A 10929-nucleotide genomic window follows, 5' to 3' on the forward strand; every position below is an offset into this window, starting at 1 on the left:
GGCCCGCGGGCTGCATCCTCGCATGTTGGACTGCCACGGCACCGATCAGCGTCAACTGGACACGATGACCAACGTTCGCAGGCTTCCAGTAATGCGGGCCGCTCCCCTCGGAAGGACGAGCGGCCCCTCCGAGGCAGGTGGACCTCGGCGATTGACTCGAGTTCACCTTTAGATCCGCATAACTCGTTGGAGATGCCTCACTGCGCGAAGGCTTCCCCACAGCGACCCAGAAATCTTTGATCGACCTAGGCGTTTCTTGAAGGGCAGGTCGACGCTTGCCACCGATGCCGGGCCCCACTTTCTCATGATCGTAAGGGCGAGGTCGAGAGACCACCCGCCGCCAGCATTAAGGGCAACCAATTCGTCATTCGTCAGGGCCGACGCGAGAAGCGCTTGTGCCGAACCAAGGTCTGCGATCGGCCAATCTTTGACTCGTCGTCGGACAAACCAGCGCTTGCATGCGATCAGAACTTCTCGCCGCCAGGTCAGGCCGCTTCCCGTGCGACGGCCTACAACGAATTGATGACTCCCCGCCCGGAGAGGCTCGACAAGGCGAATGAGATCCGCGGGGTCGACGGTGCCGTCGCAATCCATGAGCACGAGAATCGTCCCGGTACTTGCCAGAATCCCGCGGCGAGTGGCACTCCCGACCCCCTCCGTCACCGGCGACTCAATGACATGTGCGCCGCGTGCACGCGCGACTGTTGAGCTCAGATCCCGCGATCCGTCACTCGAGACGATGACCTGGACATTGCCTGGTACCTGAGACAGCACCCATGGCAGCGCCCTCTCTTCATTGAGGCAAGGCAGAATTAGGCTGATCGTTTCAGCCCCGCTGTAGATTTCGCGGTTTCGGTCGAGTAACCGTCCACTCGAAGTGGACCGAATCTTCAGCAGCTTAGGCACGAATTTAATGAAGAAGGCAATCGCGAAAACCGCGGAAGCGATTTTGGCGGCGATGTCAAACGATCCTTCATGGAGGAATGCCTTCGGAGCGCCGTCGAGGATGATCATGCCCGCCGAAAGCGATATGTAAAATGCGCCAAAGAACAGGAGTACGGCAGCCCAAGCGCCAAGCTCGTTCTTACCGTAGGTCGCGGCCAAATTTTCGTCGAAGATGGTGCTCTCCCACATCATTGAATGTGAGCGCATCGCCTCCGGAGATTCAAAAGTCACGTCGGGGTCTCTTAAAGCCAGTTCTCGTTCACGAATGAATTGACCGGCGCGTTCCATCCGCTCTACTTCACTAAGCCACAATAAAAATGCTGCAGTCGCGATCAGGGGAAGAATAAGGCCGTAACCAAAAACGGCTGCAATGGGCGGAGCTTTGAAAACAGCAATGACTCCGAAGACGGCAGCCATTGTGGCCAGGCTCCATTGAAAAATCGATTGCTGGTTTTGCTTGGCGCCGGCAGACTCTGCTCTTAGGTCGCTAATTTCTCCTACAAGAAGCTCGCCGTATGGAATCTCGTCGCGAAGCAATTGTGCCGCCTTTCAACATCGCGCGGATCGTCCGTCGCTACTCCACGAGCATGTCAGCCAGTGTCCGTGCCATCAACAAAATTACGGTCGAGGCCACACCCGATAAATGCCGTCGCAGCTGAGCCCAGTGCCGATTGACGTCTCAAAAAAGTAAAGCTTTCTGAGGCACGCGAAACCCCTTCCGAGCCGCCGAAGGATGTCATTTTCAGGACTCGTCTGCACTGACCCGCCTGAGTTTCCGGGGCTTGTGCAGACGAGTGTTGAAATGGAGATGCGCGTACACGTCTGCACGAAACGTCACTCGACGGGCTGCGGGTCCGATGCTCGGGACGGGAGAAGCGCGTCGTACTTCTCCACGGAGGGCAATGGGCGGTCGTCGCCCGGCAGAGCGGCAAGCACCTGTTCCAGCTCCGCGGCGTTGTCGCGGAGGTAGGCGTAGACGGTTGCCCGGCTGATCCGGAAGTCTCGGGCGCGAGTTGTCTTCGGCTCGCCATTGGCGGCCCTGCGACGCAGCTCCGCTGCCATCAGGGCTGTGAATGTTTCCACTTCTTGGCGGTCTTTGTGATCGCCGATTGGCGCTGTTGAATGACGAGAGCGACGCCCGGGAACGCGAGGGCGGAGATCTGGGTGGCCCAGCACATGGACGCCGCTCCAGCGGCGTGGGGTCAGCGGCGGATCTCATGAGAAGAATCCACCCGCAATAGACGGCGACGATGATCCCAGTGATGAACTCCGCGACCAGCCAGTAGAAGCCGCCGCCGATTCCGGCGGTGAGCGAAACCCCGGTGATGACGGCGGGGACGGAACCAACGACTGCAAGGGCCACGAGGCTGACCCGCCATCGGGCTTGATCCGCGCCGCCCAGGTTTTGGAACGTGGCCACCATCACCATTGCGGCGAGGATGACCCCGATGACGAGGACCTCGCTTCCGAGAATCACGCGAGGCTGCCCGGGCGCCACGTCTCGATCAGGCGACTGGGCCTAACGACCTCCAATCGCATCACAATCGAGTCGGGCTCTGAGTGGGCAGCTCATTCTGCCAATGAGGAGAGTGGTGGTGGGTGTGGAACAGCAAGGCCGGCCGACAAGCGGGGACTTGTCGGCCGGCACGATCCGCAGCCAGTTGGCGTTACTTGGTGGTGACCTCGGCGATGGGGGTCTCGTGGGCGGCCAGCGCCGCGGTCGCGTCACGCCAGGAGGTGTCGCCGGTGAACAGGGCGCTGCGGAGGTAGGCCCAGATCATGGCGCGGAGGACGGCGACGCGTTCGGGGTTCTCGTCGCTGGTCTCGGCGGCGTCGTAGCCGGAGATACCGCCGAGCATGTGCTCAGCCTCGAGCAGGGTGAGCTGCGTTTTCGGCGAGGGGCTTTCGGTGAAGGCGTCGCCGCGCCAGGTCGCACGGGACGCGAAGAACGGGTGGGCGTCTTTCTCGCCCGTGATGATGAGAGCCTCGGGGGTCATACCCGCGAAATTCGAGCCCTTGAGGCCGGGGTAGAAGTCACCGGCCTGGCCGTCGAGGTCTTCGCCATTACCGGGGGCTGCCATGAGCACGCGGGCGGCGAAGCGGGGTTCGATCTCGCCGTAGACGCTGCCGTTGGTCGGGTCGATGTTGGTCATGCCCGAGACGAGGCCGATGGTGTTGCCGCCGGCCGAGTGGCCGACCGCGGCGATCTTTGTGCGGTCCAGGCGCCCGGCAAGCCCCGGGACGGTCGACTCGATGAGGTCGAGGTTGTCGAGCACGGCACGGAGGTCGGCGGCGCGGTTGCGGAGGAACAGGGGTGCGTCGGGGTTGTCGGACTCTCGCAGGCCGAGGAAGGTCGCGTCGAGGTGGTTCGGCTGGAGGACGACGAAGCCGTGCGAGGCCCAGAAGTCGACGAGAGGCTTGTAGCCGTACATCGAGCCGACGAAGTTCGACGGACCGTGGCCGTGCGAGAAGACGATGACGGGGAGGTTCTCGCCGGTGGCCGGGGCGGAGACGGAGACCGCGAGATCGATCGGGCGGCCCTCGACGGGGACGACGACGGGGCGGTAGGTGGTGACGGCGTTGGCCTCGGAAACGGGGATGAATGCGGCGTCGAGTGCGGGGTCGGTCATGAGATGCTCTTTCCTAGAAACGGATCGTTGTTCCACACACGATACGGAACATCGTTCTCTTTCGCAAGCGGAACATTGATCACTCTGTCGGGCGGAGGCCGTCGAGGAGGTAGGCGACCATCCGGCGGGCGTCGTAGCGGGCGTCTCCCTCGGGCACGATGCAGAGGTTGCCGATTCCGCGCATCAGCTCGAAGGCGCCGATGCCACGGCGGATCTCGCCGACGTCCGTGGCGGCGTCGATGATGCTCGCGACGGCGGGAACGAGCCGCGTCTCGAAGTAGTCGTGCAGGGCGTCGAAGCTGTCGCCGCTTGACTGCATGGCCATCGCGAGTCCGTGCTTGGTCACCAGGAACTCCACGAACAGGTCGACCCAGGCGCGAAGCGCGTCCGAGGGCGACTTCAGAGAGATTAGGAGGCGCGGGGCGGCCTCCGCGCACGCCTCGACCTGGTGCCGATAAACCGCGAGCACGAGGTCGGACCGGGTCGGGAAGTGGCGGTAAACGGTGCCGAGCCCGACGCCGGCCTCCTTCGCGATCTCCCGGATCGGCGCCTCGACCCCAGAGCGGACGAACACGGCCGCGGCGGCCTCGAGCAGAACGCCCTCGTTGCGGCGGGCGTCGGAGCGCTTCGGGCGCGCAGCCTCTGTCGAGGTCGCGGCGGTCTCTTCGGGCATGGGTCATCCTGACGACAATTGATTGACAAGCGGAGCTTTGTTCCGTATTGTTTTTTCGGAACAACGATCCGTATCAGGATATCCGAAGGAGCCCTCATGACCAACCAGGTCGACACATCCACCTCTCCCGACACGAGACAGGAGGGCTCGACGCTCGTGATCGGCCTTCTCTTGGTCTCGGCGTTCGTGGTAATCCTGAACGAAACGATCATGAGCGTCGCCATCCCCAAGCTCATCGTCGACTTCCACATCACCGCCGCCACCGGCCAGTGGCTGACCTCGGCGTTCCTCTTGACGATGGCGGTCGTCATCCCGGTCACCGGGTTCCTCATCCAGCGGTTCAGCACCCGAGCCATGTTCCTGTCGGCCATGACCCTGTTCATCATCGGGACGATCGTCGCGATCTTCGCGCCGGGGTTCTCCGTGTTGCTGGTGGCCCGCATCATCCAAGCCTTCGGAACCTCGATCATGATGCCGCTACTCATGACCACCGTGCTCACCCTCGTCGAGCCCGCGCACCGAGGCCGCATCATGGGGAACATCTCGATCGTCATCTCGGTGGCGCCCGCCATCGGTCCGACGATCTCGGGCCTCATCCTCAACTCGCTCTCATGGCGCTTCCTCTTCATCTGCGTGCTACCGATCGCCCTCGCAGCCCTCATCGTCGGCGCCCTGAAGCTCCGGAACGTCGGCGAGCCTCGGCGCGCTCCGTTCGACGCACTCTCGGTGGTCCTGTCCGCCTTCGCGTTCGGAGGCATCGTCTACGGCCTCTCCAGCATCGCCACCATCCAGGCAGACGGCGCCACCACCCCGATCATCGCCCTCGCCGTCGGAGTCATAGGGCTCGCCCTGTTCGTCTGGCGACAGACCCGGCTCCAGCACCACGACCGAGCCCTGCTCGACCTGCGCACCTTCCGCAGCCCGGTCTTCACCCTCGCCATCATCGCCCTCTCCATCGGCATCATCGTCTTCTTCGGCAGCCTCATCGTGCTCCCGCTCTTCCTAGAGAACGTCCTCCGCCTTCCCGTCCTCCAGGTCGGACTCCTCCTGCTCCCCGGCGGCCTCATCATGGGAGCGCTCTCCCCCGTCGTCGGCAACCTCTACGACCGCGTCGGACCCCGCCCCCTCGTCATCCCCGGCTCGATCCTCATCAGCGCCGGCCTCTGGCTGCTGACCACCCTCACACACCACTCGAGCGCCGCTTTCGTGCTGGTGGTTTACATCGTCCTCAGCATCGGGCTTGCATTCCTTCTCACACCGCTTCTCACGACCGCGCTCGGAAGCGTTCCCGCACCGCTCTACTCCTACGGCAGCGCCACATTCAGCACCGTTCAGCAACTCGCCGGTGCCGCCGGCACCGCACTGTTCATCACCCTCATGACCGTCGGCACCTCCGCGAGCAGCAGTCGCTCCGCGATGACAGCCATGGCACACGGGGTGCACACGGCCTTCCTCTGGGGCGCGATCGTCTCACTCGCCGGCCTCATCGCAGCCTGCTTCGTCCGCGCCCAAAGCACCGGAGACGGAACCCACACCGGAGACGCAGCCTGAATCGTTCGCGTATTGACAGGACGCGGGCCCTAATACGGGCCCGCACCGCGTCGATCCTTGATCGCCATCGATCTTGTGAAGCCGGCCACCGAATTGCGCAACGCACACATGACCACCAGTCACGTCTTGAAAAACTGGAGATCTACGAGACGTCTCAGCCACCCACCGATGGCTGGGGATGATCGAAGCCGCTCCCCCGCATCTGTGTCATTTTCAGAACTCGTCTGCACGGACTCGCCTGAGTTTTCGCGACTTGTGCAGACGAGTTCTGAAATCGAAATGCGCGTACACGCCTGCACGAAACGTCACTCTTGCTCGGCGGCCTGCCGATCCGATGCTCGGGACGGGAGGAGCGCGTCGTACTTCTCGACGGACGGCAACGCGCGATCGTCGGGCGGCAGGGTGGCGAGCACTTGCGCCAACTCGTCGCGGAGGTAGGCGTAGACGGTTGCCCGGCTGACCCCGAATTCACGCGCGAGAGCTGTTTTCGACTCGCCCATGCTGGCTCTGCGACGCAGCTCCGCTGCTTTCACGGCGTCAAGTGCCGGCGTCCGGCCCGTGTAGACCTTCCGCTGCTTGGCCAGAGCGATACCTTCTCGCTGTCGCTCCCCGATAAGGGATCGTTCGAACTCCGCAAACGCACCCATGACGTGGAGGAGGAACGTGGCGGCGGCGTTGTCGTCGCCAGTGAAGGTCAAGGCTTCCTTGACGAACTCGACCCGTACGCCCTTCTTGGTTAGCCGGCCGATGATCTGCTTCAGGTCGTCCAGGTTGCGGGCGAGGCGATCCATCGAATGGATGAGCACGGTATCGCCGTCGCGAACGAACCCGATCAGGTCTTCCAGCTCGGGCCGGTCCTTCTGATCCTTCCCCGACGCCTTCTCGAGGTAGGTCTTGTCGAGGGGAATCCCGTCGAGCTGGCGGACGGTGTTCTGATCCAGTGTGCTCACGCGGACGTATCCGACTCGCTGACCGGCAATGACTGCTCTCCTCGTCGCCCGCGTCTAGTTGAGGTCTTAGAGGCGACAGAAACGCGTGTCTATCAACTCGAAAAGGACCCTAGTTAGACACGCTGGGCAGGTCATGCTTTACGCATGGTTGGGGTATACCCCAACTGGACGGCATTCCGTCGACGCTGCGGCCAACGCCCAAAACGCCGGGCGGATGTGGCCCCGTCATCGCTCACTACGATCGCCCGGGGTAAACGTACGTCGCCTGCATTTCCTGGCTCCGCCGATAACCGGTCGCCGTTGCCGGCACGGGTGACGTCCGGTGACCGTGCTCGCCGCCCGGCCGTGATTCGACTACAGAACGCCGCTGAGGAGCGGCGAAGTCCAGAGGATGTCTTCAACTGACTGACGCTAATCAGTTGTGCGGCCCACCCCTCGTTTTCGTGAGGCGCTCAGTCTCGAGGTGTGGTGGAGCCGATCTTGTCGAGGGTCGCGAGGGAGTGCGGGTCGAGGGTGATGGTGGCGCCGGCGCTGTTCTCGTCGAGGTGCTCGATACTGCTGGTACCGGAGATGAGCATTGTGTTGGCGGAATGGGTGAGCTGCCACGCTAAGCCCACCTGCGAGGCCGTCGCCCCCAGCCGAGACGCGACAGCTTGCACCTCCGTGTTCTCGCCGACCGCGGGGAGGGCGCCGAATCCTCCTCCGAGGGGGAAGTAGGGGATCCACGCGATGCCGTTCTCGGCGCACAATGCCAGGAGCGCTTCGTCAGACCGGTCGATCACGTTGTAGATGTTCTGAACGCACACCACCCCGACGGGCAGTGCCGCTCGGAGTTGGTCGAGGGTGATGTGGCTAAGCCCGATGCCGAGGATCTTGCCTTCGTCTCGGAGTGCGCTCAGTTCGGCGAGCTGGTCATCGAGCGGGACGACCTGGTCGCCTTCGGCGAGAAGCCCCGGGGTGTAGTCCATTCGGCGAAGGTTGACGATGTCGATCCGGTCCGTGCGAAGCGTGCGAAGGTTTGCCTCGACGGCGTCGCGAAGCTCAGAAGGCTTCTGTGCGGCTTTCAGGGGAATCGGTGCGCCGGGGACAGGCTTCGCGCCGGCCTTGGTCGCGATCAGGATGTCGTCCCGCTGCGGGCCGAATGCGTCTCGGAGGAGTTCGTTGGCGAGGCCGTTGCCGTAGAACTGGGCAGTGTCGTAGTGCGTGATTCCCAGATCGAATGCATGACGGAGCACCGCGTAAGCGTTCTCTCGGCCGGCTGGTGCCGCAGCCTTCCGCGTCACCTGACCCATGCCGTAGCCGATGCGAGCCGTTGCTCGCCCCGCGAGCAGGAAGGTACCGCCCGGAGCGGGACGGCCGACGTTTTCGCCGTTCGTCGCATCGCTCATCGGGTCGCCTCTCTCATGGCCTGGTCGACGTCGACGAGAGGGAACCAGTTCTCCGCCGCGGCGCGCATCTGCTCCGACAACGACGAATACGGGCGCGGTGTTCCACCGGCCTCACTGATGACGTGATCGAGGTAGTCCCGCACGAGCCAGACGTCCTCCGGGCGTGCACCCGCCACATCTAGCGCCGCAAGAACACGAGCCTCACTGAGCCCGATCTTCGTGGCGATCTCGTCGGGAGTTTCTCCGGCGAGGCTGAGGTTAGTTGCCAACTCTTCTCGAGTCGCTGCCTGCGTACGTGTGGTGAGTGACATGGTCCGATCCCTTGTTCCAGCTTGCTGAGGTGTTGCTGTGCGAACAGCATGCGCGTAGCCTGTGGATATGTCAACAGCAGATCGTCAGGACACAGGTGCATTCGCGGCTCCGTTGAGCGAGGGCGAGCGAAACCTCTGGTTCTTGTGGAAGCGGGCGCACGAAGTGATCCGGACGCGCGTCGCCGACGACGTCCGGGACGCCACCGGCCTGTCCGAGCCTGACGTGGCGGTCCTGGTGCAGGTCGACGATGCCGGCGGTCACGTCCGGCAGAACCGACTCGCAGTCAGGCTGGGGTGGGACCGCACGAGGCTGGCTCACCACCTGGCCCGCATGGAGACACGAGACCTCATCTCGAGACAGAAGCTCGACGACGGGGTGCAGGTCATTCTCACCGCAACGGCCCAGAGGCTGATCGACATGATTCGACCCATCCACGCCACAGCCGTCCGTCGGCACCTTATCGACCCGTTCACCACCAGACAGGTCGAGCATCTCCGGGAAGCACTCGACCGCATTTCAAACGACCCGACACACGACTGACCCAGAATCGCCCAGTTGTCTCCTTTTACTTCCTCGGCGCCCTACACCGGAGTCTCCCGAGCGCACGCAAGGCGTTCCCCCATCGCTGATCGATCCGGCGTGCAGGCGAGTGCTGAAATCCGTGCAGACGACTCCTGAAAATGACATCTGACCCGATTCGTCGAACCTCGCCGTTGTCTTGGAATGTTGTCTCACGGGTTCACGCCGTGTCGAACCCTTTTTAGGGGTTTCTGAGACATGATGGCCGCATGAGGCTTCTCGGCTACACCCGCGTCAGCACCACCAACCAAGACCCACAACTTCAGATCGATTCGCTCCTTTCCATCGGGGTCGAGAAACGGGACATCTTCTCCGACGTCACCTCGGGCCGGAAGAACGCCGCCGACCGGCCTGGAATGCAGAAGCTGCTCGAGCACGCCACGGATGGGGACACTCTCGTCGTGTGGCGCATCGACCGACTCGGCCGATCCCTGCTCGACGTCTTGAACACGGTCTCGGGACTTCGCGACCGGGGCATCCAAGTCAGGTCCATCTCTGACGGCATCGACCCGGCGACCGCGACCGGCCGGCTGATGCTGAACATGCTCGCCACCCTGGCCGAGTACGAGCGCGAGCTCATCGTTGAACGAGTCAGAGCCGGTGTTGCCGTCGCGCAAGAAGCAGGCGCCAAGTTTGGGCGGCCAAGATCGGACCCGGCCGTCGTGGCCGAGAAACTTGCGATCGTTTGCGCCGCTCGGGCCGAAGGGAAAACGGCGGAAGCGGCAGCAAGCCTGGTGGGCTGGAGTAGACCGACCCTCTACCGGCACCAGCAAGAACACGCCACCCGCACCGCTCTATAAGAGAGGTATGGACGGGTGGTCTCTTTCGGTGGGAGTCGTCCGCTACGGCCTCGCCCGGCTGGCTCAGCAGCGGGCGCCCACGACCTGCGACGTGGGCCAATGCCGGATGGTGCCGCTGTCAGGGTTGATTCGGGACACCACCCGACACCATGTCACTTTCCTCCCTCCCGAGGGGTCTGTCCCGGTGCCAGCCTCGCCGCCGGCACTCCTCCCCCGCACCTCACGCCGGTCTGCCCCTTGATGGTCGCTTCCTTCGTTGAACCACAGCGTCGGAAAGCTCGCGGACCGACCTGGGCCCGGGAACCGGAAAGCGACCCGCTGCCCTAGCTGCTCTCCAGATTGTGTGTGGGCCTGGACACACGAAGCCCGCCCCGCCTTTCGGCGTGACGGGCCCCATCAGGCGCCGGGGTCTTCCAGTTCCCGGCTCCGTCTCCCGCAGATGTTCGGCCACGAGAGACGTTCGACATCGATCATCCGCGCCGGCCAATGCCGGCGGATGGCGACGAGTTCGTGGGAGTACGGGCGAAGGGCCCACCGCCATGGCGATGGGCCCTTCAATTGTTCCGCGGGGTTATTCCTGGATCTGGGCGGTGATGGTGGCGGTGCCGACGAGGAGCTGGCTCTTGACGGCGGTGGTGCCGAAGGTGGAGTTCAACAGGCCGGCGGCGTCGGCGGAGACGTGGACGGTGGTGCCGGTGAGGATGGCGTTCTTGCCGTCGATCTGGAGGGGCTTGAGGGTTCCGCCGTAGAGGTTGAACAGGTCGACCTGGGTCTTGGCTACGGCGCCGTTGACGGCGACGTCTCCGTAGAGGATCGAGTTGCCGGGGTTGACGGTGAAGTTGGACAGGGTGACGGTCTTGCCGCCGGCGGTGAGGTTCAGGCCGGATCCGTCGTGCTCGAGGATGCCCTGGACGTAGGGCTTGTAGGAGCCCTTGGGGTTCCAGTAGACGACGCTGCCGCCGGTGATGGGGAACGAGATGGCGCCGTTGGCGAGGGTCGCGGTGCCTTCGGCGGACGGGGTCAGGCCAAGGCTCGTGAGGGCGGCGACGAAGTTGCTGTCGAGGGCGACGGAGGTGTTGCCGCCGAAGAGGGCGGGGACGG

Annotated in this window: 11 protein-coding genes; 3 read left to right on the plus strand and 8 right to left on the minus strand. The window is 63.7% G+C overall.

The features are described 5' to 3' along the window. Nucleotides 1-168 precede the first annotated feature (168 nt). The 4 genes from ABEA39_RS15110 to ABEA39_RS15125 form a co-directional block, all read right to left on the minus strand. Nucleotides 169-1482, minus strand: coding sequence for a glycosyltransferase family 2 protein (locus tag ABEA39_RS15110; protein ID WP_345376764.1), 1314 nt, complete (start codon nt 1480-1482; stop codon nt 169-171). Nucleotides 1483-1779: 297 nt separating this feature from the next. After that, nucleotides 1780-2028 (minus strand): hypothetical protein, encoded by a 249-nt coding sequence (locus ABEA39_RS18850; protein WP_425556984.1) that lies wholly within the window; start codon nt 2026-2028, stop codon nt 1780-1782. A gap of 584 nt (nt 2029-2612) precedes the next feature. Further along, the gene (locus ABEA39_RS15120) at nt 2613-3575 is read right to left on the minus strand and encodes an alpha/beta hydrolase family protein (RefSeq protein ID WP_345376765.1); all 963 of its coding nucleotides are present in this window, start codon (nt 3573-3575) and stop codon (nt 2613-2615) included. A 79-nt stretch (nt 3576-3654) separates the two neighbouring features. Then, entirely contained in the window at nt 3655-4248 is a 594-nt protein-coding gene (locus ABEA39_RS15125; RefSeq protein WP_345376766.1) for a TetR/AcrR family transcriptional regulator, read from the minus strand. 96 nt (nt 4249-4344) lie between these two features. On the opposite strand from ABEA39_RS15125, the gene ABEA39_RS15130 reads away from it, so the two are divergent. Further along, complete coding sequence (locus tag ABEA39_RS15130) at nt 4345-5799, plus strand: DHA2 family efflux MFS transporter permease subunit (protein ID WP_345376767.1); 1455 nt, start codon at nt 4345-4347, stop codon at nt 5797-5799. 305 nt (nt 5800-6104) lie between these two features. Here ABEA39_RS15130 and ABEA39_RS15135 read toward each other — a convergent pair whose 3' ends face one another. The 3 genes from ABEA39_RS15135 to ABEA39_RS15145 form a co-directional block, all read right to left on the minus strand. Further along, a complete protein-coding gene (locus ABEA39_RS15135; RefSeq protein ID WP_425556985.1) occupies nt 6105-6779 on the minus strand; it encodes a recombinase family protein in 675 nt (224 codons plus the stop codon). 422 nt (nt 6780-7201) lie between these two features. Then, nucleotides 7202-8137 (minus strand): aldo/keto reductase, encoded by a 936-nt coding sequence (locus ABEA39_RS15140; protein ID WP_345376768.1) that lies wholly within the window; start codon nt 8135-8137, stop codon nt 7202-7204. Further along, nucleotides 8134-8448 (minus strand): DUF2316 family protein, encoded by a 315-nt coding sequence (locus ABEA39_RS15145; RefSeq protein WP_345376769.1) that lies wholly within the window; start codon nt 8446-8448, stop codon nt 8134-8136. The genes ABEA39_RS15140 and ABEA39_RS15145 overlap by 4 nt, the downstream gene beginning before the upstream one ends. Before the next feature lie 67 nt (nt 8449-8515). On the opposite strand from ABEA39_RS15145, the gene ABEA39_RS15150 reads away from it, so the two are divergent. Further along, nucleotides 8516-8989 (plus strand): MarR family winged helix-turn-helix transcriptional regulator, encoded by a 474-nt coding sequence (locus tag ABEA39_RS15150; protein ID WP_345376770.1) that lies wholly within the window; start codon nt 8516-8518, stop codon nt 8987-8989. 248 nt (nt 8990-9237) lie between these two features. Further along, entirely contained in the window at nt 9238-9828 is a 591-nt protein-coding gene (locus tag ABEA39_RS15155; protein WP_345376772.1) for a recombinase family protein, read from the plus strand. A 571-nt stretch (nt 9829-10399) separates the two neighbouring features. Here the strand turns inward: ABEA39_RS15155 and ABEA39_RS15160 are convergent. Beyond that, on the minus strand, nt 10400-10929 hold a 530-nt coding region (locus ABEA39_RS15160; protein ID WP_345376774.1), incomplete at its 5' end, for a hypothetical protein.

It is taken from the genome of Frondihabitans cladoniiphilus (assembly GCF_039544345.1).
GTDB classification, from domain to species: domain Bacteria; phylum Actinomycetota; class Actinomycetes; order Actinomycetales; family Microbacteriaceae; genus Frondihabitans; species Frondihabitans cladoniiphilus.

Excerpts from the sequence above, each read along its gene's own strand:
- ABEA39_RS15150 (WP_345376770.1), top strand. The coding sequence starts at position 8,516 with ATGTCAACAGCAGATCGTCAGGACACAGGTGCATTCGCGGCTCCGTTG.
- ABEA39_RS15140 (WP_345376768.1), bottom strand. The coding sequence starts at position 8,137 with ATGAGCGATGCGACGAACGGCGAAAACGTCGGCCGTCCCGCTCCGGGC.
- ABEA39_RS15155 (WP_345376772.1), top strand. The coding sequence starts at position 9,238 with ATGAGGCTTCTCGGCTACACCCGCGTCAGCACCACCAACCAAGACCCA.
- ABEA39_RS15125 (WP_345376766.1), bottom strand. The coding sequence starts at position 4,248 with ATGCCCGAAGAGACCGCCGCGACCTCGACAGAGGCTGCGCGCCCGAAG.
- ABEA39_RS15145 (WP_345376769.1), bottom strand. The coding sequence starts at position 8,448 with ATGTCACTCACCACACGTACGCAGGCAGCGACTCGAGAAGAGTTGGCA.
- ABEA39_RS15130 (WP_345376767.1), top strand. The coding sequence starts at position 4,345 with ATGACCAACCAGGTCGACACATCCACCTCTCCCGACACGAGACAGGAG.
- ABEA39_RS15120 (WP_345376765.1), bottom strand. The coding sequence starts at position 3,575 with ATGACCGACCCCGCACTCGACGCCGCATTCATCCCCGTTTCCGAGGCC.